20 protein-coding genes are annotated in these 21194 nt (G+C 70.5%); 14 read left to right on the top strand and 6 right to left on the bottom strand.

Going from position 1 to position 21194, the window contains the following annotated elements:
- Positions 1 to 19: 19 nt before the first annotated feature.
- The gene (locus tag P8R59_RS15275; protein ID WP_278101753.1) at positions 20 to 676 is read right to left on the bottom strand and encodes a hypothetical protein; all 657 of its coding nucleotides are present in this window, start codon (positions 674 to 676) and stop codon (positions 20 to 22) included.
- Complete coding sequence (locus tag P8R59_RS15270) at positions 677 to 1912, bottom strand: MFS transporter (RefSeq protein WP_278101752.1); 1236 nt, start codon at positions 1910 to 1912, stop codon at positions 677 to 679.
- Positions 1913 to 2267: 355 nt separating this feature from the next.
- On the opposite strand from P8R59_RS15270, the gene ileS reads away from it, so the two are divergent.
- Genes ileS through ndk form a run of 4 tightly spaced genes read left to right on the top strand, consistent with a single transcriptional unit; the run spans position 2268 to position 7821 of the window.
- Complete coding sequence (ileS, locus tag P8R59_RS15265; protein ID WP_278101751.1) at positions 2268 to 5651, top strand: isoleucine--tRNA ligase; 3384 nt, start codon at positions 2268 to 2270, stop codon at positions 5649 to 5651.
- On the top strand, positions 5648 to 7000 hold the full coding sequence (locus tag P8R59_RS15260) for a bifunctional folylpolyglutamate synthase/dihydrofolate synthase (protein ID WP_278101750.1): 1353 nt from the start codon (positions 5648 to 5650) through the stop codon (positions 6998 to 7000). The genes ileS and P8R59_RS15260 overlap by 4 nt, the downstream gene beginning before the upstream one ends.
- A complete protein-coding gene (locus P8R59_RS15255; RefSeq protein WP_278101749.1) occupies positions 6997 to 7401 on the top strand; it encodes a DUF4233 domain-containing protein in 405 nt (134 codons plus the stop codon). The genes P8R59_RS15260 and P8R59_RS15255 overlap by 4 nt, the downstream gene beginning before the upstream one ends.
- Before the next feature lie 3 nt (positions 7402 to 7404).
- Positions 7405 to 7821 (top strand): nucleoside-diphosphate kinase, encoded by a 417-nt coding sequence (gene ndk, locus P8R59_RS15250; protein WP_077051559.1) that lies wholly within the window; start codon positions 7405 to 7407, stop codon positions 7819 to 7821.
- A 255-nt stretch (positions 7822 to 8076) separates the two neighbouring features.
- On the opposite strand, the gene P8R59_RS15245 is transcribed toward ndk, so the two are convergent.
- Positions 8077 to 8676 (bottom strand): vitamin K epoxide reductase family protein, encoded by a 600-nt coding sequence (locus P8R59_RS15245; RefSeq protein ID WP_278101748.1) that lies wholly within the window; start codon positions 8674 to 8676, stop codon positions 8077 to 8079.
- Between the two features lie 389 nt (positions 8677 to 9065).
- On the opposite strand from P8R59_RS15245, the gene P8R59_RS15240 reads away from it, so the two are divergent.
- A complete protein-coding gene (locus P8R59_RS15240; protein WP_278101747.1) occupies positions 9066 to 11564 on the top strand; it encodes an Rne/Rng family ribonuclease in 2499 nt (832 codons plus the stop codon).
- Positions 11565 to 11660: 96 nt separating this feature from the next.
- Here P8R59_RS15240 and P8R59_RS15235 read toward each other — a convergent pair whose 3' ends face one another.
- Positions 11661 to 11933 (bottom strand): DUF4031 domain-containing protein, encoded by a 273-nt coding sequence (locus P8R59_RS15235; protein ID WP_278101746.1) that lies wholly within the window; start codon positions 11931 to 11933, stop codon positions 11661 to 11663.
- 212 nt (positions 11934 to 12145) lie between these two features.
- On the opposite strand from P8R59_RS15235, the gene rplU reads away from it, so the two are divergent.
- The 9 genes from rplU to rsfS all read left to right on the top strand — a co-directional run bounded on the left by rplU (position 12146) and on the right by rsfS (position 19064).
- The gene (gene rplU / locus P8R59_RS15230) at positions 12146 to 12454 is read left to right on the top strand and encodes a 50S ribosomal protein L21 (RefSeq protein WP_022878253.1); all 309 of its coding nucleotides are present in this window, start codon (positions 12146 to 12148) and stop codon (positions 12452 to 12454) included.
- Positions 12455 to 12472: 18 nt separating this feature from the next.
- Positions 12473 to 12730: a 50S ribosomal protein L27 gene (rpmA, locus tag P8R59_RS15225; RefSeq protein WP_077051555.1), complete on the top strand. Its 258-nt coding sequence runs from the start codon at positions 12473 to 12475 to the stop codon at positions 12728 to 12730.
- A gap of 121 nt (positions 12731 to 12851) precedes the next feature.
- Positions 12852 to 14396, top strand: coding sequence for a GTPase ObgE (gene obgE / locus P8R59_RS15220; protein ID WP_278101745.1), 1545 nt, complete (start codon positions 12852 to 12854; stop codon positions 14394 to 14396).
- Entirely contained in the window at positions 14393 to 15229 is an 837-nt protein-coding gene (gene proB, locus P8R59_RS15215) for a glutamate 5-kinase (RefSeq protein ID WP_278101744.1), read from the top strand. Before obgE ends, proB begins: the two co-directional genes overlap by 4 nt.
- A gap of 4 nt (positions 15230 to 15233) precedes the next feature.
- Positions 15234 to 16493: a glutamate-5-semialdehyde dehydrogenase gene (locus P8R59_RS15210; RefSeq protein ID WP_278101743.1), complete on the top strand. Its 1260-nt coding sequence runs from the start codon at positions 15234 to 15236 to the stop codon at positions 16491 to 16493.
- A gap of 49 nt (positions 16494 to 16542) precedes the next feature.
- The gene (locus P8R59_RS15205; protein ID WP_077051551.1) at positions 16543 to 16767 is read left to right on the top strand and encodes a hypothetical protein; all 225 of its coding nucleotides are present in this window, start codon (positions 16543 to 16545) and stop codon (positions 16765 to 16767) included.
- A gap of 10 nt (positions 16768 to 16777) precedes the next feature.
- Positions 16778 to 17374, top strand: a complete 597-nt coding sequence (gene nadD / locus P8R59_RS15200; RefSeq protein ID WP_076490350.1) for a nicotinate-nucleotide adenylyltransferase — start codon at positions 16778 to 16780, stop codon at positions 17372 to 17374.
- The gene (locus P8R59_RS15195; RefSeq protein ID WP_278101742.1) at positions 17371 to 18690 is read left to right on the top strand and encodes a hypothetical protein; all 1320 of its coding nucleotides are present in this window, start codon (positions 17371 to 17373) and stop codon (positions 18688 to 18690) included. Before nadD ends, P8R59_RS15195 begins: the two co-directional genes overlap by 4 nt.
- Entirely contained in the window at positions 18687 to 19064 is a 378-nt protein-coding gene (gene rsfS, locus P8R59_RS15190; protein WP_278101741.1) for a ribosome silencing factor, read from the top strand. The genes P8R59_RS15195 and rsfS overlap by 4 nt, the downstream gene beginning before the upstream one ends.
- A gap of 51 nt (positions 19065 to 19115) precedes the next feature.
- Here rsfS and P8R59_RS15185 read toward each other — a convergent pair whose 3' ends face one another.
- Both P8R59_RS15185 and P8R59_RS15180 read right to left on the bottom strand, forming a co-directional pair.
- Entirely contained in the window at positions 19116 to 20153 is a 1038-nt protein-coding gene (locus P8R59_RS15185; RefSeq protein ID WP_278101740.1) for a methionine synthase, read from the bottom strand.
- Positions 20154 to 20172: 19 nt separating this feature from the next.
- A complete protein-coding gene (locus P8R59_RS15180; protein ID WP_278101739.1) occupies positions 20173 to 21165 on the bottom strand; it encodes a putative oxygenase MesX in 993 nt (330 codons plus the stop codon).
- Positions 21166 to 21194 lie beyond the last annotated feature (29 nt).

Genomic DNA, 21194 nt, shown 5'->3' with positions numbered 1-21194 from the left:
CGGCGGAGGGCGCCCGGGGTCAGTCCTGCACGTCGATGCCCAGTGCCCGCGCGAAGTCGGCGGCGGCCAGCTCCACCTGACGGTGGGTGAGCGTGACGCCCCGCAGCGCGTCGGGACGCCCGAACGAGAGCGCTTCGAGGCCGCGGAGGTCGGTGTGCTCGGCGCGCAGACCGTCGGAGTCAACCTCATCGGCCCGGGAGCCGTCGAATCGCACGCGCGAGAGCGTCGCGAGCGGCAGGTCGAGCGTGCCGATCACGCAGTCGGCGACGAGGACGTCGCGCACCTTCGCGCCCCGAAGGGAGAGGTAGTCGATCCGGAGTCCGCGCAGTTCCACACTGTCGAGCTCGGCGCCGGACAGGTCGAGGGTGCCGATACGGCCGCCGATCACCGCGACGTTCCGCCAGCGCCCGTCGCGCGCGAGCAGCTCGGTCGCGCGCAGCGTGGCGATCTCGACGTCGGCGAGCGACGCACCGGTCAGGTCGAGGGAGTCGACGGATGCCTCGGCGATCACGCTCTCCGAGAGCGCCGAGTGCGCGGCATCCACGTGACCCTCGAGTGAGACGACGCGTGCTCCGAGAACATCCGCCCGCGGTCCGAGTCCGTCGACGCTCTCGAACACCCGGGGCAGGTCGGGCGCGGAGAGGCGGGGCGGCAGCGGACCGCGGGCGCGGACCACTCAGGCCTCGAGCGGTTCGGGGCGACGGCGCGACGCCGCCCACGCGGCGACGAGCGTGACGGCCGAGAGGATCGCGAGCACGACACCAGGATGCCACCACGCGAACGCCGTCTGCGTGCCGAGCGCCGTGGTCACCAGCGGGACGAAGCCCGAGATGGTCGCGGCGATCGCGTACGTGAGCGACAGCGCCGAGTACCGGAAGTGGTCCGGGAACAGATCGCTCATGAGGCCGCCGAGCGCCGCCCACGACATCGTCGGGAGGATGCCGCCGACGATCATCGTCGCAACCAGGATCGGGAACGTCGCGAACTGCAGCAGGAAGTACATCGGGAACGTGATCAGCAGAGTGCCGAGCGCGCCCCACGCGACGACCTTCGCGGAACCGATGCGGTTGGCCCACGCGCCGAACAGCGGGATCGTGACCAGCTGCAGCAGTGCGCCGATCGTGGTCGCCACCAGGAGGTCCTGGAAGCTGAAGCCGAGCTGCGCGACACCGTAGTTGATCGTGTAGGTGTTCATCAGCGAGTACGACCCGATGCCCAGCAGCGCGGCGCCGATCGCGATCACGACCGCGACGGGCCGCGCGCGGAACATCGCCAGCACGGGGAGGCGCTCACGCCGGCCCGAGGCGACGACGTCTTCGAACACGGGCGTCTCGTCGATGGACCACCGCAGGTACAGCGAGACCAGGAGCAGGGGCAGCGCGAGCAGGAACGGGATCCGCCAGCCCCACTCGGCGAGCTGGTCGGCGGGGAGCGCGACGGTCATGACGATGAACACCGCGGCGGACAGGATCGACCCGACCGGGGATCCGAGCTGCGGGATCGCGGCGTAGAACGCGCGCTTCACCGGGCTCGAGTGCTCGGTCGCCAGGAGGATGGAGCCGCCCCACTCGCCCCCGAGCGACAGGCCCTGCGCGATGCGCAGCACCAGGAGCAGGACGACGCCGAGCCATCCGGCCTGCGCGTACGTGGGGAGGGCGCCGATCAGCCCCGTGGCGACTCCCATGATCGCGACGGTCCACAGCAGCGTCGTCCGTCGACCGAGCCGGTCGCCCATGTGACCGAAGATGATCGCGCCGATCGGGCGCACGACGAACGCGAGCGCGATCGTCGAGAACGAGGCGAGTGTCGCGCCGACCTGACCGAGGGGGGCGAAGAACAGCGGCCCCACGAAGAACGCGGCGAAGTAGGCGTAGACGTAGAAGTCGAACGATTCGAGGGAGGTGCCGATCATCGACGCCCACGCGACACGGCGCGCGGGTGCGGAAGAGGTCGGACGGGCAGCGGGAGGAGCAGAAGTCACGGGAGTCGATCTTGGCACGAGTCCAGAAACCCCCCGACGCCCCCCGGCATTCCCCGACCCGCACGCGGTGGCGCGGGGGACCGCGTAGAATGAAGGAACCAGCACCGATCCGGCCATCACCGGGGAGCTCTCGGAAGAACAGGGTCACGGCCCCCAGTAGAACCGAGCGGGTCAGGCCCGTCACAGCCGCAGTGAGAGCGGCGCCCACCCCGGTGGACGCAATGCGGGGTGGTACCGCGGTCCGAACGGATCGTCCCCGCAGGTGGATCGCAACCTGCGGAGAGACATGACCTACCCACGCCCCTCATCCTTCGGCCCGGCCGCCGACGCCGCGGCATCCGTCGTCCCGAGCCCCCGGTTCCCGGACATCGAGCGCGACACGCTGGCGTTCTGGGATGCCGACGACACCTTCCGCGCGTCGATCGCGAACCGCGACGGCGCCGAGGAGTGGGTGTTCTACGACGGCCCGCCGTTCGCCAACGGCCTGCCGCACTACGGGCACCTGCTCACCGGCTACGCGAAGGACGTCTTCCCGCGCTTCCAGACGATGCGCGGCAAGAAGGTCGACCGCGTCTTCGGCTGGGACACGCACGGCCTCCCCGCCGAGCTCGAGGCCATGAAGCAGCTCGGGATCACCGAGAAGGACGAGATCGAGCGCATGGGCGTGGCCGTGTTCAACGGCAAGGCCCGCGAGTCAGTGCTCGAATACACGCGCGACTGGCAGGACTATGTCACCCGCCAGGCGCGCTGGGTCGACTTCGAGCGCGGCTACAAGACGCTCGACACGTCGTACATGGAGAGCGTCCTGTGGGCGTTCAAGACCCTGCACGACAAGGGTCTCGCCTACGAGGGCTACCGCGTGCTGCCGTACTGCTGGCGCGACGAGACGCCGCTGTCCAGCCACGAGCTGCGCATGGACGACGACGTCTACAAGATGCGCCAGGACCCGTCGGTCACCGTGACGTTCCCGCTCGTCGGAGCGAAGGCCGAGGCGCTGGGCCTCACCGGTGTGCGGGCACTCGCGTGGACGACCACGCCCTGGACCCTGCCGACGAACCTGGCTCTGGCGGTGGGTCCCGGCATCCGTTATGCCGTCGTCCCGGGCGGACCGAACGGCGCCGCCGACGTGCACCGCGCGCCCGACGGAACGCCCGACGAGGCGTTCGAGGCCGTCGCGCACCGCTACCTGCTGGCCGAAGACCTGCTGCCGGGCTACGCGAAGGACCTCGGGTACGAATCCGTGGATGCCGCCCGCGCGGCGGTCCAGTCGACCATCACGGGCGCCGAGCTCGGCGGGGTGTCGTACGACCGCCTCTTCGACTACTACGCCGACGCCGAGACGTGGGGCACGCAGGACGCGTGGAAGATCCTCGTCGACGACTACGTCACCGTCAGCGACGGCACCGGCATCGTCCACCAGGCCCCGGCATACGGTGAGGACGACAAGCGCCTCGCGGATGCCGCGGGCCTTCCCACGATCATCTCGCTCGACGACGGCGGACGCTTCCTGTCGGCCGTCACCGACGTTGCGGGGGAGCTGTGGTTCGAGGCGAACCGTCCGCTCATCCGCCTGCTGACGCAGGGTGGTCGCCTGCTGCGCGAGGCCTCCTACGAGCACTCGTACCCGCACTGCTGGCGCTGCCGGAACCCCCTGATCTACAAGGCCGTCTCGAGCTGGTTCGTGCGCGTGACCGACGTCAAGGACCGCCTGCTGGAGAACAACCAGCAGATCACCTGGGTGCCCGAGAACGTCAAGGAGGGGCAGTTCGGCAAGTGGCTCGAGGGCGCGCGCGACTGGTCCATCAGCCGCAACCGCTACTGGGGCTCGCCGATCCCGGTGTGGAAGAGCGACGACCCGAACTACCCGCGCGTCGACGTGTACGGCTCGCTCGCGGACATGGAGGCGGACTTCGGCCGTCTGCCGCGCAACGCGGAGGGTGAGGTCGACCTCCACCGTCCGTACATCGACGACCTCACGCGCCCCAACCCCGACGACCCCACCGGACGCTCGACGATGCGCCGCATCGAGGACGTCCTGGACGTCTGGTTCGACTCCGGCTCGATGCCGTTCGCGCAGGTGCACTACCCGTTCGAGAACCACGAGTGGTTCGACGAGCACTCGCCGGCCGACTTCATCGTCGAGTACATCGGGCAGACCCGCGGCTGGTTCTACGTCATGCACGTGCTGTCCACGGCGCTCTTCGACCGCCCCGCCTTCACGGGGGTGTCGTGCCACGGCATCGTCCTCGGCAACGACGGCCAGAAGATGTCGAAGTCGCTGCGCAACTACCCCGACGTGCGCGAGGTCTTCGATCGCGACGGTTCGGATGCCATGCGCTGGTTCCTCATGTCCAGCTCGGTGCTCCGCGGCGGCAACCTCGTCGTGACCGAGGAAGGCATCCGCTCGGGCGTGCGCGAGTTCCTGCTGCCGCTGTGGAACGCGTGGTACTTCTTCGCCACCTACGCCAACGCCTCGGGCTCCGACGGCTACGAGGCGCAGTGGCGCACCGACTCCACCGACGTGCTGGACCGCTACATCCTCGCCCTCACCGGCGACCTCGTCCGCGACGTCGCCGCCGACCTCGAGGGCCTGGACTCTACGACCGCGGCCGAGCGCCTGCGCGACTTCGCCGAGGTGCTGACCAACTGGTACATCCGCCGGTCGCGCGACCGGTTCTGGGTGGGCGTGACGGACGACCCGTCGAGCCGCGAGGCCTTCGACACGCTCTACACGGTGCTCGAGACGCTGACCCGCGTCGCGGCCCCGCTGCTGCCGCTCGTCACCGAGCGCGTGTGGCAGGGCCTCACCGGTGGCCGCAGCGTCCACCTGGAGGACTGGCCGGACGCGTCGGCGTTCCCGGCGGCAGCGGACATCCGGACCGCCATGGACACCGTCCGCGACGTCTCCAGCGTCGCGAACGCCCTGCGCAAGCGCGAGGGGAAGCGCGTGCGCCTGCCCCTGCCGCGTCTGACGGTGGTGACCCCGGATGCCGCGGGCCTCGCGCAGTTCGACGACATCCTCCGCGACGAGCTCAACGTCAAGGCGGTCGAGCAGGTCGCCCTGCAGGAGGGCAGCGCCGCGGAGTACGGCATCACCCACCGCCTGTCGGTGAACGCCCGCGCCGCGGGTCCACGCCTGGGCAAGCAGGTGCAGCAGGCCATCAAGGCCGCGCGCGAGGGCGGCTGGAGCGAGGTCGACGGTCGGGTGGTCGCCGGCGGCATCCCGCTCGAGCCGAGCGAGTACGACCTCGTCGTCGAAACGGCCGGTCGTCCCGACGGCGAAGCCCTTGCCGTGCTCTCGTCGGGCGGCTTCGTGCTGCTGGACACCACCACGACGCCCGAGCTCGAAGCCGAGGGCTTGGCGCGCGACATGATCCGCGCGATCCAGGACACCCGCAAGGCCGCCGGCTTCGACGTGAGCGACCGCATCGCGCTGACCCTGACGTTCGACGATGCCGCGGACGCCGCGGCCGTGGCCCAGGCGTTCGACCTCGCCGGCGTGGCATCCGAGACCCTCGCCGAAGGCGTCGTGCTCGCGAGCCGCACCGAGCGACTGATCGAGCGCGGGGAGTCCCGTACGCCGGAGTTCGAGAACGTCATCGCGGCCAAGACCTACGCGAACGTCGGCCCCGTCACCGTCGCCGTCGCCCGGATCGGAGCACCCGCATGAGCGACCGTTCCCGCGCCGACGGCGTCTACGCCGCCCTGCTCGAGCGGCAGGGCGAGCAGTGGGTGCAGCCCCGGGTCGAGCGCACGCGCCGCGTGCTCGAGCTGCTCGACGACCCGCAGCGCACCTACCGCGTCATCCACGTCACCGGTACCAACGGCAAGACCTCGACCAGCCGCATCATCGAGAGCCTGCTGCGGTCGCTCGGGCTGCGGACGGGCCTGTTCACCAGTCCGCATCTCGAGCGCTTCACGGAGCGCATCCTCATCGACGGCGAACCGGTGGCGGATGCCGCCGTCGCCGACGCGTGGGACGAGATCCAGCCGTTCGTGCAGATGGTGGATGCCGAACTCGAGGCGGCCGGCGACGCGCCCCTGACGTTCTTCGAGCTGCTGACGGTGCTCGCCTTCGTCGCGTGCGCCGACGCGCCCATCGACGTCCTCGTGCTCGAGGTCGGCATGGGCGGCGAGTGGGACTCGACGAACACCGCCGACGGCGACGTCGCGGTCTTCACGCCCATCGACATCGACCACACCGACCGCCTGGGGAACACGATCGCGGAGATCGCGACCGTGAAGGCCGGGATCATCAAGCAGGGCGCGGCCGTCGTCTCGGCGGCTCAACCCGAGGAGGCGCGCCGGGCCATCCTCGCCCGCGCCGAGCGGATGGATGCCTCCGTCGCGTTCGCCGGCGAGGGGTTCTCGCTCGAGGCGCAGACTCTCGCGGTCGGCGGGCAGTTGCTCACTGTGCGCGGGATCGCGGGAAGCTACCCCGAGCTGTACTTGCCGCTCTACGGTGCGCACCAGGGGGCGAACGCCGCTCTGGCCATCGCCGCCGTGGAATCCCTCATCGGCGGGGGAGACCAGCCGCTGAACGCCGAGGTGGTCGCGGACGGCCTCGGCGCCACGACCTCGCCCGGCCGTCTGCAGCTCCTCGGCACCGCGCCGACGGTGCTGGTCGACGCCGCGCACAACCCGCACGGGGCCCGCGCCCTCGTCGCCGCCCTCGACGAGGCGTTCGACATCGACGAGTGGGGTGCGGTGGTCGGCATCCTGGCGGGGAAGGACACCGTCGGCATCGTCTCGACGCTGACCCCGGCGGTCGCGCGCGTCTTCGCGACCGCCCCCGACAGCGAACGCGCGGGCGACCCCGACCTCATCGCCGACGTGGCCGAGGCGGCCGACGTCCCCGTCACCGTGCACCCGACGCTCGAGGATGCGGCCGACGCGGCCCGCGAATGGGCCGCCGAGTCCGACCGCCGCGCCGTGATCATCGCCGGATCGGTGGTTCTCGCGGGCGAGGCGATCCGTCTCGCCGACCTCGAGGACTGGAAGGCCGGGTGGCAGGGATGAGCGCCCGGGAGCGGCGCCCGCGCCGCACCCGCGGAGCCCTCGAGTCGCTCGGGGCGGTCGTCCTGGGCTTCGAGTCGATCGTCGTGTTCCTCGGCGGACTCGTGGTCTTCGGCCTCAAGGCCCTGCCCTGGGGCATCGAGCCGTGGTGGGGGATCGTCGGCGGCGTCGTGATGGCCGCCGCCATGGTCGCCGTGTCGGGCCTGCTGCGTCACCGCTGGGCGATCGTCGTGGGCTGGGCACTCCAGGTGATCCTGGCGCTCGGCGGCATCCTGGTTCCGGCTCTCGCCGTCGTCGCTCTCATTTTCGGTGGGATGTGGGCGTATGCGACGATCAAGGGAGCGGCTCTCGATCGCGCCAATGCGCGGAGGGCCGCCGACCCCGACCTCTCGAACGGAGAATGACCCATGGCCACCGAAGAGACCCTCGTCCTGGTCAAGCCCGATGGGGTCGCGCGCGGCCTGACCGGCGCGATCCTCGCCCGCATCGAGGCGAAGGGCTACGCCCTCGTCGACATCCGCCTCGTCGAACCCGACCGCGAGACCCTCGCGCAGCACTACGCCGAGCACGAGGGCAAGCCGTTCTACGAGCCGCTGCTCGAGTTCATGCTCTCCGGCCCGTCCGTGGCGATCCGCCTCGCCGGGAACCGCGTCATCGAGGGTTTCCGCTCCCTCGCGGGCACCACCGACCCGACGACCGCAGCCCCGGGCACGATCCGCGGCGACTTCGGCCGCGACTGGGGCCTGAAGGTCCAGCAGAACCTCGTCCACGGCAGCGACAGCCCCGAGTCCGCCGCGCGCGAGCTCGCGATCTGGTTCGACTGATCCCGGATGCCACGACGGCCGCCGTCCCCCGAAGGGCGGCGGCCGTTCTGTTCGTCAGCGGCGGCTGCGCGGCACCGGCTCCGCGATCCGCACCGACTCAGTGGCATCCGCGCGGAACGGACTGAGGTCGTGCAGATGACCGAGGTTGTGCGGGCGCGACGGCGCGGCGTTCGCTCCGCCATCGGCGCAGACTCGGCGATCCGCACCGACTCAGTGGCATCCGCGGAACGGACTTCCGTCCGCGGATCGCCGACGTCAGAGCTGGCCGAGGACGTCCAGGCGCAGCTGCGCGAGGACGGCGACGACCACGTAGCCGCCGAGCGCCATGAGCGGCACCCAGGCCATCAGCGAGGCCGCGGCATCCCGGGTCTTCCGGCCGACCGGGAGGATCCCCTCCCGCAGAACGTGCAGGGTGACCGCGAAGAACGTGGGGATGACCACCGACCACGTGACCATGCACCACGGGCACAGGGTGCCGAGCGCGAAGATGCTCTGCGAGATCAGCCAGATCACGAACGCCAGCGCCCCGACGATGCCGAGCCAGAAGACGATCCAGAACCAACGGGCGAATCTGGCGCCCGCGAGGATCGCGACGCCGACGACGATCGGTGCGATCCACGCCGCGAGCCCGATGATCGGGTTGGGGAAACCGAAGACGCTGCCCTGCCACGACTTCAGGTTCGCGGTGCACTGGACGAGCACGCTGAAGTCGCAGGATGCCGCTTGCCCGCCGTCCATGAGCTGACGGAACCGCTCCATGGTGAGCGAGAACGCCGCCCACCATCCGACGACTCCCGCGATGATCAACCACACCGCGAGGACTGTGGGCCGGCGCGGCGCGACGCTTTCACTCATGCTCGCGATTCTTCCACCGTCCGGCGGTGCGGCTGCTGTGGGATGCCTCGTCGTCGAGATGCCGGCGCCCCGTGCCTACCTGCCGAGAAACGCGATCGGCGTGCAGAAACGGCGTCTCCCGCCGTTTCGCGCGGCGGATCGCGTTTCTCACGGAGGATGACCCCACGCGCCTGTGAGCGAATCCGGCCGACCGTGCGATAATGGAGCTTCGATGAGCCGCGGCCGCGCCGCAGGCGAATCACCAGAAGACTTCGGGCGATGACCGCCCTTCGCAGCACGAGCCGCAGGCCTGCTGCAGACCGAGTGAGTTCGCGGCCCCGCCGGGTGCGGCGCCGCACGAGATTTCGCCGGGCGACGCGCGGTGTCGCCCGCCAGGGAGTACGCCCGATATGGCTGACGCAACAGAAGATCAGATCCCCACGACCGACGCCCCCGAGTCGGTGGCGGAAGAGAACCCGACGGCCGACGCTCCGTCGGTCGACGCCGATCCCGACGACGAGGTCGCGGCGGACGACGCCGAGGCCGCCGCCGCGACCGACGCCGGTGAGCCCGCCGTCCTCGAGATCGACGCGGTGGATGCCGCGGACGCCGCCGCCGTGACGGCGACCGACGCCGTGGAGCCCGAGATCGACGCGGCCCCGGTTGAGGCCGAGGCAGCCGCGGAGGCCGAGGCGGAGCCCGCGGCAGCGCCCGAGCCCGAGCCGCAGCCCGAGCCCGCGGCAGCGCCAGATGCCCCCGCCGAACCGGAGAAGCCCGCGCTCCCCACCGCGGTCTCGCTCGGTCTGCTTCCCGAGGTGTTCGTGTCGGCCGTGTCGACGCAGCTGCACTTCTACGCGCCCGAGCTCCCGCCGCTCCCCGCGCGCGACGAGATCGACGACCACGACGATGACGATGCTCCCGTGGAGCGGACGTCCGCGAACGCCCGGCGCCGCAACCGTCGCCGCGGGGGAGCGGCCACGGGTTCCGGCGCGGACGAGCAGGCCGAAGCCCCCGCCGCTCCCGTCCGTCAGCGCGCGGTCGAGCTCATCACCGAGCCGCAGCGCATCAAGGGCTCGACGCGTCTCGAGGCCAAGAAGCAGCGCCGTCGTGACGGCCGCGAGGCCGGGCGCCGCCGCCCCGTCGTGACCGAGGCCGAGTTCCTCGCCCGCCGCGAGGCCGTGGACCGCGTCATGGTCGTGCGGTCGAAGTCCGGCCGCATCCAGATCGGTGTGCTCGAGGACAACGTGCTCGTAGAGCACTACGTCGCCCGCAACCAGGACGCCTCGCTCATCGGCAACGTCTATCTCGGTCGCGTGCAGAACGTGCTGCCGAGCATGGAAGCCGCGTTCGTCGACATCGGCCGCGGCCGCAACGCCGTGCTGTACTCCGGCGAGGTCGACTGGGACGGCGTCGAGACCGGCAACCAGCCCCGCCGCATCGAGCTGGCGCTGAAGTCCGGCGACCGCGTGCTCGTGCAGGTCACGAAGGACCCGGTGGGCCACAAGGGTGCGCGCCTGACGAGCCAGATCTCGCTCCCCGGCCGCTACCTCGTGTACGTGCCGAACGGGTCGATGAACGGCATCTCCCGCAAGCTCCCCGACACCGAGCGCGCGCGCCTGAAGAAGATCCTCAAGGAGGTGCTGCCCGAGTCGTCGGGCGTCATCGTCCGCACCGCCGCGGAGGGCGCGACCGAGGATCAGCTCACGCGCGACGTCCAGCGCCTCACCGCGCAGTGGGAGCACATCAGCACCCAGGTCTCGTCGATCCAGGCGCCGGCGCTCCTGCACTCTGAGCCCGACCTCCTCGTCAAGATCGTGCGCGACGTCTTCAACGAGGACTTCACGCGCATGCTCATCCAGGGTGACGAAGCGCTCACGACCATTTCGAACTACCTCGCCGGCGTCGCCCCCGACCTGCTCGAGCGCGTCGAGAAGTACGAGGGCGACCAGGATCCGTTCGACGCGTTCCGCATCACCGAGCAGATCGAGAAGGCCCTCGACCGCAAGGTCTGGCTGCCCTCGGGCGGGTCGCTCGTGATCGACCGCACCGAGGCGATGACCGTCGTCGACGTCAACACCGGCAAGTTCGTCGGCTCGGGCGGAAACCTCGAGGAGACGGTCACCAAGAACAACCTCGAAGCGGCGGAGGAGATCGTCCGCCAGCTGCGCCTGCGCGACATCGGCGGCATCATCGTCGTCGACTTCATCGACATGGTGCTCGAGTCCAACCGCGACCTCGTGCTGCGTCGACTGATCGAGTGCCTGAGCCGCGACCGGACGAAGCACCAGGTCGCCGAGGTCACCTCCCTCGGTCTGGTGCAGATGACCCGCAAGAAGCTGGGCCTCGGCCTCCTCGAGACGTTCAGCGAGGCGTGCGAGGTCTGCGCCGGGCGCGGTGTCGTCGTGCACCACGACCCCGTGGTCAAGCACCGTTCCGCTCCGTCGACGAACGGCAACGGGAACGGCAACGGCAACCGCCGGAGCGGCGGCCGCGGCGGCAACGGCTCCGCGAGCGGGAACGCTGCGACCGGCGGCAACGGCAACGGTGCGCAGACGGCCCCGACGGGCGGCACGCACGTGATCACCGAGGGCGTGAAGTCCGCTCTGGCGCAGATCGCGGCATCCACGATCCACCCGACGGTCGATGACCCGGCCGTCGTCGAGGCGGCGGTCGTCGCCTCGGTGGAGGCGGTCCTGGATGCCAAGGTCGAGGCGCCCGTGCGCGAGAAGCGTCCGCGCAAGAAGCGCGAACCGCGGGCCCCGCGCACCGAGAAGGACGCGCTGCTCGAGTCGGTGCTCGAGGCACTGCCCGAGCCCAAGGCTCCCGGCCAGGGCCGTTCGCGCCGTCGCGTGACGACCGCAGCCCTGACGGGGACTCCGGTCAACGCCCAGCCCACCGACCAGGCCTAGGCCGCTTGCTGCCCGTGTCTCCCCGCGCGTGAGGGGTCAACCTCTGTCGCTTCAGACGCCGTGAAGCGACAGAAATTGACCCCTCACGCATGCGCCTCAGCGGGCGCGACGCTCGCGGGCGGTGATGCGCAGGCCGGACGCGCGGAGGCGGCGCACCAGCTCCCGACCTCCGACGTGTTCGGCGCCGGCGGCGACGAGGTCGGCGTGGCGCTCGTCGGGGACGTCGTAGTGGTCGAGGTCGAAGGCCCGGCGGGGGATACCGGCCGCCGCGGCGAAGGCGTGGAGCTCGTCGAGGTTCGCGTCGCTCACCAGATGCGCCCAGAGTCTGCCGTGCGCCGGCCACTGCGGGTCGTCGATGAGAATGGCCACCCGGCGATCCTACGGCCGACACGCGGTGCCGATGCTTTTGCCGGATGCCGCCCGGTGAGCTAAACTTGTCCTTTGGTGCGTCGTGTCCGCGCGATTGACGCGAGACCCCGCAGGCTCAGGCCGGCCGGATCGCACCGAGACTCAGGGCGTCAAGCCCTCCCGACGTCATCAGACAACCGGAGCCGTGCGCTCCCGAACGAAACAGGTGTGAAGTGGTTTACGCAGTTGTGCGCGCCGGCGGCCGGCAGGAAAAGGTCGAGGTCGGCACGATCGTCGTGCTCGACCGCCAGGCGGCGAAGGTCGGCGAGAGCATCCAGCTGCCCGCCGTCCTGTTCGTCGACGGCGAGACGGTCACGACCGACGCCGACAAGCTCGCGAAGGTCTCGGTCACGGCCGAGGTCCTCGGTGAGGAGCGCGGTCCGAAGATCGTGATCCAGAAGTTCAAGAACAAGACCGGCTACAAGAAGCGCCAGGGCCACCGTCAGGACCTCACGCGCGTCAAGATCACCGGCATCAAGTAAGAGCCAGGAGACGCAGAGATGGCACACAAAAAGGGCGCAAGCTCCACCCGCAACGGTCGTGACTCCAACGCACAGCGCCTCGGCGTGAAGCGCTTCGGCGGCCAGGCCGTCCTCGCCGGCGAGATCATCGTCCGTCAGCGCGGCACGCACTTCCACCCCGGCGCCAACGTCGGTCGCGGTGGCGACGACACGCTGTTCGCCCTCGCTGCCGGCTCCGTCGAGTTCGGCCAGAAGGGCGGCCGCAAGGTCGTCAACATCGTCGCCGCCGCGGAGTAATCCCGCAGCGCACGGCGTTCCCGAGGGGGTGGGCACTGGCCCGCCCCCTCGTCGTTTTTCCCCGCCCCGGCAGCGCCGGACCCGTCCCGGCCGCACCGGCCCCCTTCCGGAAGGATCTCTCATGGTCACCTTCGTCGACCGCGTCACCCTGCACCTGCGTGCGGGCAAGGGCGGCAACGGCTGCGTGTCGGTGCGCCGCGAGAAGTTCAAGCCGCTGGCCGGTCCCGACGGCGGCAACGGCGGCAGCGGCGGCGACGTCGTGCTCGTCGCCGACCCGCAGGTCACGACGCTGCTGTCCTATCACCACTCTCCGCACCGGTCCGCCGGCAACGGCGGGTTCGGCATGGGCGACCACCGCTCCGGCGCCCTGGGCGAGGACCAGGAACTCCCGGTTCCCCTCGGCACCGTCGTGAAGGACGCCGACGGCAACGTGCTCGTCGACATGCTGACACCGGGCATGCGTTTCGTCGCGGCGCCCGGCGGTCTCGGCGGTCTCGGCAACGCGGCGCTGGCCTCGCCCAAGCGCAAGGCCCCGGGCTTCGCGCTGCTGGGGACCCCCGGCTGGGAGGGCGACGTCGTCCTCGAGCTCAAGACCGTCGCCGACGTGGCCCTGGTGGGCTTCCCCTCCGCCGGGAAGTCGAGCCTCATCGCCGCGGTGTCCGCCGCGCGTCCGAAGATCGCGGACTACCCCTTCACCACCCTCCACCCGAACCTCGGCGTCGTGCAGGCGGGCGATGCGCGCTACACCATCGCCGACGTCCCGGGCCTCATCGAGGGCGCGAGCGAGGGCAAGGGCCTGGGGTTGGAGTTCCTCCGTCACGTCGAGCGCTGCACCGCGCTCGTCCACGTGCTGGACTGCGCCACCCTCGACCCGGGCCGCGACCCGCTGAGCGATCTCGACGTCATCCTCGGCGAGCTCGCCGCCTACCCGGTCCCCGAGGGTCAGCTTCCGCTGCTCGAGCGCCCGCAGATCGTTGTGCTGAACAAGATCGACGTGCCCGAGGCGCACGAACTGGCCGACTTCGTCCGCCCCGACCTCGAAGCGCGCGGCTTCCGCGTCTTCGAGATCTCCACGGTGAGCCGCGCCGGGCTGCGCGAGCTCACGTTCGCCCTCGGCGAGATCGTCGAGGAGCACCGGCTCGCCACGATCGACGAGGCTCCCGCCGAGCGCGTCGTCATCCGGCCCAAGGGGTCCGAGAAGGACTTCGAGGTCAAGGTCGAGGGCGGAACCTACGGACCGGTGTACCGGATCCTCGGCGACAAGCCGGTCAAGTGGGTGCAGCAGACCGACTTCCAGAACGAAGAGGCCGTGGGCTACCTCGCCGACCGCCTGGCGCGTCTCGGAGTCGAGGACGGGCTCTACCGCGCCGGCGCCGTCGCGGGTGCGACCGTCGTCATCGGCCCCGGGAACGGCATCGTCTTCGACTGGGAGCCGACGCTCAGCTCCACGGCGGAGCTGATGACGGCGCCGCGCGGTACCGACCCGCGTCTGCTGCAGAGCAACCGCCGCACCTCGTCGGAGCGCCGCGAGCAGTATCACGAGCGCATGGATGCCAAGGCCGACGCCCGCGCCGAGCTCGAGACCGAGCGCCGCGCAGCGCGTGCCGCGGGGATCTCACCCGACGGCGACTCGTCCGCTCTGACCTTCGAGGACGAGGAGCGATGACCGCTCGCTCGCGCGCCGATCTCCCTTCGGCGTCCCGTGTCGTGGTGAAGGTCGGGTCGTCGTCGATCAGCGGCGACGGGGCGTTCCGCATCGACCTGATCGTGGATGCCCTCGCGCGCGCGCGTGAGAGCGGCATCGAGGTCGTCCTGGTGTCGAGCGGGGCGATCGCCACGGCGCTGCCGCTGCTCGACCTCCAGGGGCGTCCGAACGATCTCGCGACGCAGCAGGCGGCGGCGGCCGTCGGACAGAACGTGCTGATGTGGCGCTACCAGACCTCGCTCGACCGGTTCGGACTGCTCGCAGGGCAAGTGCTGCTCACCGCCGGAGACCTCGAGAACGCGACGCACCGGTCGAACGCGCGCCGGGCGATGGAGCGGCTGCTGGGGCTCGGCATCCTGCCCATCGTCAACGAGAACGACACCGTCGCGACCCACGAGATCCGCTTCGGCGACAACGACCGGCTCGCAGCCCTCGTCGCGCAGCTCATCGGAGCCGACGCCCTCGTGCTGCTGAGCGACATCGAGTGCCTGTACACGGCGCCGCCGAGCGAACCGGGAGCGCGCCCGATCACCGATGTGGAGTGGGGCGACTACCTCTCGGAGTACACCTTCGGCTCGGTCACCGTGAATGGCGTCGGCACCGGGGGAGCGGCGACCAAGGCCTCGGCCGCGAAGCTCGCCTCCGCCGCCGGCGTTGGTGTGCTGGTCACGAGCGCCGACCTCGTCGCCGAGGCCCTCTCGGGCGCCTCGGTCGGCACGTGGTTCGCCCCGCATCCCGACCCCGTCACCCTCGCCACCGGCCCCGTGGGCGCGGTGCCCGCGGCGATAGACTGACGCGATGACCCTCACCGCCGTTTCGGTCGACGAACGCCTGCGTCTCGCGAAGGACGCCGCCCGCCAGGTCGGGCTCCTCGACTCCGCGGCCAAGACCGCGATGCTGCGGGCGATCGCCGACGCGATCGACGCCTCGAGCGACGCGATCGTCGCGGCCAACGCCGATGATCTCGAGAGCGGTCGCGCCGCCGACATCGGCGACGCGTTGCTGGATCGCCTGCGGCTGGATGCCGGGCGGGTGGCATCCCTCGCCGCCGCCGTCCGCGACGTCGCCGACCTGCCCGATCCGGTCGGCCGCGTGCTCGACCGCCGCACGCTCCCCAACGGTCTCGCGCTCGAGAAGGTCGCGGTGCCGTTCGGCGTCGTCGGGTCCATCTACGAAGCGCGCCCCAACGTCACCGTCGACATCGCGGCGCTCGCGCTGCGCTCGGGCAACGCCGTGGTGCTGCGCGGGGGTTCCGCCGCGCAGCACTCCAACGCCGCCCTCGTCGAGGTGATGCGCGGTGCGCTGAAGAGCCAGGGCGTCTCGCCCGAGGCGATCCAGACCGTCGACGACTTCGGCCGCGACGGCGCTCGAGCCCTCATGAACGCCCGAGGCCTGGTCGACGTCCTCGTCCCGCGCGGGAGCGCCGGGCTGATCGAGACGGTCGTGACGCAGTCGACGGTGCCGGTGATCGAGACGGGCGCCGGTGTCGTCCACGTCTACCTGGATGCCACCGCCCGAGCCGACTGGGCGCGCGACATCGTGTTGAACGCGAAGACGCAGCGTCCGAGCGTCTGCAACGCCGTCGAGACCGTCCTCGTCCACCGGGATGCCGCTGATCGACTGCTGCCCGAACTCCTGGGGTCGCTCGCCGCCGCCGGGGTGCGCGTGCACGGCGACGAGACGGCGGCCGGATACGACCCCCGCGTCGTCGCGGCCACCGAGGACGACTGGGCGACCGAGTACCTGAGCCTCGACCTGGCCGTCCGGGTCGTGGACGATCTGGACACCGCGCTCGAGCACATCCGTCGGTACTCCACGCACCACACCGAGTCGATCATCACCGACGACGACGCGGCCGCGGCCCGGTTCCTCGCCGAGGTCGACTCCGCCGTGGTCCTCGTGAACGCGTCCACGCGATTCACGGACGGCGGCGAGTTCGGCTTCGGCGCCGAGGTCGGGATCTCCACCCAGAAACTGCACGCGCGCGGCCCCATGGGTCTCGCCGAGCTCACGAGCACCAAGTGGCTCGGGCGCGGCGACGGCCAGGTCCGGGCCTGACCGCTAAAATGGCCCTGCGCGTCGCGCAGAAATCTCGAACGGAGCACTGATGACTATCGCCTCGCTGATCGCCCTCGCCGCTGAAGAGGGCGCCCACCACGGCGGCAACGCGCAGGCCGAGACGTGGTGGATCGGTGCGATCGCCCTCGCCGGGTTCATCACGCTGAGCCTCGTGACCCTGTCGTACCGCAACGTGTCGAACCGGCACGCGCACAAGGCGGAGGCCTACACCGCCAAGCACGGCACGCCCACCCCCGAGGCGCACGGCCACTGAGGCCCACTGTATGTCGGTGACACGCGCCCCTCGCATCGGGGTCATGGGTGGGACGTTCGATCCCATCCATCACGGTCACCTGGTCGCGGCCAGTGAGGTCGCTCAGTCGTTCGATCTCGATGAGGTCGTCTTCGTCCCCACGGGTCGACCGTGGCAGAAAGCCGACGTCACCGAGAGCGAGCACCGCTATCTGATGACGGTCATCGCGACCGCCTCCAACCCGCAGTTCACGGTCAGTCGCGTCGACATCGATCGCGCGGGGCCGACCTACACGATCGACACGCTGCGCGATCTCAAGCGTGAACGTCCCGGCGCCGACCTGTTCTTCATCACCGGCGCCGACGCGGTGGCCCAGATCCTGGGGTGGCGCAACCATCAGGAGCTGTGGGACCTGGCGCACTTCGTCGCCGTCTCCCGCCCCGGACACGTGCTGACGACGGAGGGCCTCCCCACCGAAGACGTCAGCCAGCTCGAGATCCCGGCGCTGTCCATTTCGTCCACAGACTGCCGCGCCCGAGTGCGCCGAGGCCACCCCGTGTGGTACCTCGTGCCCGACGGTGTCGTGCAGTACATCGCGAAGCATCACCTCTACCGGAGCCCTGCATGAGCACATCCGAGAACCCCGAGACCCCGCCGCTGACGCGGCGTCAGCTGCGCGAACTCCGCAACACCGGCGCCACGCCGATCATCAACCCGCAGTTCGACGCCGACGACGCGGCCCCGACCGAGCCGCCTGCGGCAGCGGACGCCACGGACGCGCCCGCCGCGGCAGCCGCCGCAGCCGAGGAGCCCGCCACGGCGGAGGCACCCGGCGCCGACCCCGAAGCCGCCGAGCCCGAGGTCGTTGCGGCCGAGCCCGAGGCGCCCTCCGCGGAGCCCGCGGCCGCGCAGGAGGCGCCCGCCAAGAAGGGCGGAATGTTCGGCGGACTCTTCGGCCGGGGCAAGGCCGAGGCAGCGCCGGTCGACGAGACTCCCGCTGTCGACGCGGAGCCCGCTCCCGTCCCCGTACCGCCGATCGTCCCGGCGTCGTTCCCGCCCGCCGACGGTGGCGATCTCGGCGTGACCGGCCTCACCCGTCGTCAGGCGCGTGCCCAGGAACGCATCCGCACCGCCTCGGTGCCCATCATCGCGCCCGATCTCGAGCCGGGCGTGCCCGCGGCGCGCGACGAGACGCCGGCCGCCGCCGGTCCGGCCGAGCCGGTGGAGACCGACGTCACGCCATCCGAGACCGGATCCGCGGATGCCGCGCTGGTCGAGGCCCCGGACACCACCGAGGACGCGTCGCCCGAGTCCGAGGCCGCCGAGGTCACGGAAGAACCGGCGGCCCCGCTCGAGCAGGAGCGCCCGGCGGAGGCGCTGGCGATCTTCCGCCCCGCGGCTCCCGAGGAAGCGCCCGCTGCCGAGACGGAGGCACCGCTCTCGACCGTGAACCCCGCTCTCGGTTCCGATCTGCTCAGCGGCCAGACTCCCGAGATCACGCTGCCGCCGTCCTTCGATCAGCTCATCTCGCGCGGAGGCGCGACCACGGGGTCGGTGTCGACGCCGAACGCGCTGATCCTGTCGCAGACGCCCGCGGGCGTCCCGCTCGTGGGTCCGGTCACGTCGACCGGTGAGGTGCTGATCACGGGCACATTCGAACTCCCCGAGGGGCTCGGCTCCGCCGGCCACGCTCCCGGAACCACCGACGGCCGCGATGTCGACGCCGTTCTTCTCGACGGCGAGCTTCCGCCCGCGTCGTCCCCCACCCCGATCGCGGCCAGTGCCGCGATCAGCACCGTCAAGCAACCCGGTGAGATCATCCGCCCCCCGGCACCGGAGAAGGGCAGCAAGCTCGTCATCGGTCTCATCATCACCACCGGCGCTCTCGCCGTGGCGGTCGCCGTCGCGCTGGTCCTCGCCTTCACGACAGGAGTCTTCGGATGACAGCCAGCCCCAACGGCATCGAGATGGCGCGCATCGCCGCGATCGCAGCCGACTCGAAAGCGGGCGAAGACCTCGTCGCGCTCGACGTGTCCGAGCCGCTGCCGCTCGTCGACATCTTCCTCCTGGTCACGGGGCGCAACGAGCGCAACGTCGCCGCCATCGCCGACGAGGTGGAGGAGAAGCTCCTCGAAACCGGTCACAAGCGGCTGCGCCGTGAGGGACGCCAGGAATCGCGCTGGGTGCTCCTCGACTTCGGCGACCTGGTGGTGCACGTCTTCCACGAGCAGGAGCGCGTCTACTACGGCCTCGAGCGCCTGTGGAAGGACTGCCCGGTCGTGCCGCTGGAGATCCCGGCTCCGGCTTCCGCCGACTGACGCTCACCGAAACGAAGCGCCGCTCCACGTGAGGAGCGGCGCTTCGGCGTTTCAGACCAGCGCGCCGGCCAGTTCCTCCCGCAGGATCGCCGCACCCGCGCTCAGCGCGCTGAGCTTGGCGAGGGCGACGTCGCGGGGCAGCGGCGCCATGCCGCAGTTGGAGCTGGCGATGAGCTTGTCGGCATCCACGAAGTCCAGGGCGCGACGGAGAGTGTCGGCCACCTCTTCGGGGCGCTCGATCTCGTGCGAGGCCACGTCGATCGCACCGAGCATGATCTTCTTGCCGCGGATCAGCTCGATGACCTCAATCGGGATGCGCGAGTTGTGCGACTCCAGCGAGACGATGTCAATGCTCGACTTCTGCAGCAGGGGGAAGGACTCCTCGTACTGCCGCCACTCCGGGCCGAGCGTTTCCTTCCAGTCGGTGTTCGCCTTGATGCCGTAGCCGTAGCAGATGTGCACGGCCGTCTCGGCGCGCAGACCCTCGACGGCGCGTTCGAGCGTCGCCATGCCCCAGTCGCGCACATCATCGAAGAACACGTTGAAAGCGGGCTCGTCGAACTGGATAACGTCGACCCCGGCCGCCTCGAGCTCCTTGGCTTCTTGGTTCAGGATGCCGGCGAACTCCCACGCGAGCTTCTCGCGGCTCTTGTAGTAACGGTCCGAGAGGGTGTCGATCATCGTCATCGGCCCGGGCAGGGCCCACTTGATCCGCTGGTCGGTCTGCGCGCGGAGGAAGGCGGCATCCGCGACGAAGACCGGCTGGGGACGCTCGACGGGCCCGACGACGGTGGGCACACTGGCGTCGTACCGGTTGCGGATGCGGACCGTCTCACGGTTCTCGAAGTCGACGCCGCTGAGATGCTCGATGAACGTCGTCACGAAGTGCTGGCGGGTCTGCTCGCCGTCGCTGACGATGTCGATGCCGCGCTGGCGCTGCTCGTGGACGGCCGCACGCAGGGCGTCCTGCTGCCCTTCGACGAGGGCATCGCCCTCGAGCGCCCACGGCGACCAGAGCTTCTCGGGTTCGGCGAGCCACGAGGGCTTGGGCAGGCTGCCGACGACCGCGGTGGGAAGGAGTGCGTTCATGGGTGAGGGCTCCGACGGGTCAGTGGACGAGGGCGGGGGAGAGGCCTGCCCAGCGGGCGAGAAGCTCGCCGTGGGGCTTCACGAAATGCTCCTCGGTGTATTTCCCCTGGGTGACCGCGAGGCGCGAGCGCTCTTCGCGGTCGTAATCGACCCGCGTGCGGGAGAAGTCGCCGCTGTCCAGAGTCGGACGGAACACGTGTGCGGCGGCGGCGTTGGCGTTGTAGATCTCGGGACGGTAGATCTTCTGGAAGGTCTCCATCGTGCTGATCGTGCCGATTAGCTGCAGGTTCGAGTAGTCGTTGAGCAGATCGCCGCGGAAGTAGAACGCCAGCGGAGCGACGCTGCCGGCCGGCATGAAGTAGCGGACCTGCAGCCCCATCTTCCCGAAGTACTCGTCGGTGAGCGAGTAGTCGTCCTGCGCGTACTCGACACCGAGGACGGGGTGGTGGTTGTCGGTGCGCCGGTAGGTCTTGCTGGTGGAGACGCTGATGCAGATGACCGGCGACACCGTGAACCGCTTCCGGTACGCGGCGGACTCCAGGAAGTCCTGGAACAGCTTTCCGTGGAGCGCGCCGAAGTCGTCGGGGACGGTGAACGACCCGGCGGCGGCGCTGGCCGCGGGCAGCAGCACGCTGAAGTCGAAGTCGCGCAGGTACGACGAGAAGTTGTTGCCGACGATCCCGTGGTGGCGAACACCGGTCGTTCGGTCCACGATCACGAGGTCGAGCACCTCGAGGAGCGGGAAGCGCTGGTCGTCACCGGATGCCGCGAACTCCACGTCGACCGAGACGATGTCGAGCTCGAGGGTGTAGCGGTCGCCCTCCGGGTTGTCCCACCGCGCCAGGTCGTTGAACCGGCGGTCGATCATCGTCAGCGCACTGCGCAGGTTCTCACGGCGGTCGTCACCGCGGGCGAGGTTGGCGAAGTTCGTCGTGGCGCGGGAGCTCTCGGACGGCGAGTAGTCCTCGTCGAATCGGGTGGTCGAGATCCGGTAGGTGAAGTCGGTGGACATCGCCGAGGCTCCTCTCGCTCGTCGGCTCT

Origin of the sequence: Microbacterium proteolyticum, from assembly GCF_029639405.1 — a bacterium.
GTDB lineage: Bacteria > Actinomycetota > Actinomycetes > Actinomycetales > Microbacteriaceae > Microbacterium.
The sequence above is the reverse complement of the archived record's forward strand: the minus strand, read 5'-3'. Positions and strand labels throughout refer to the sequence as shown.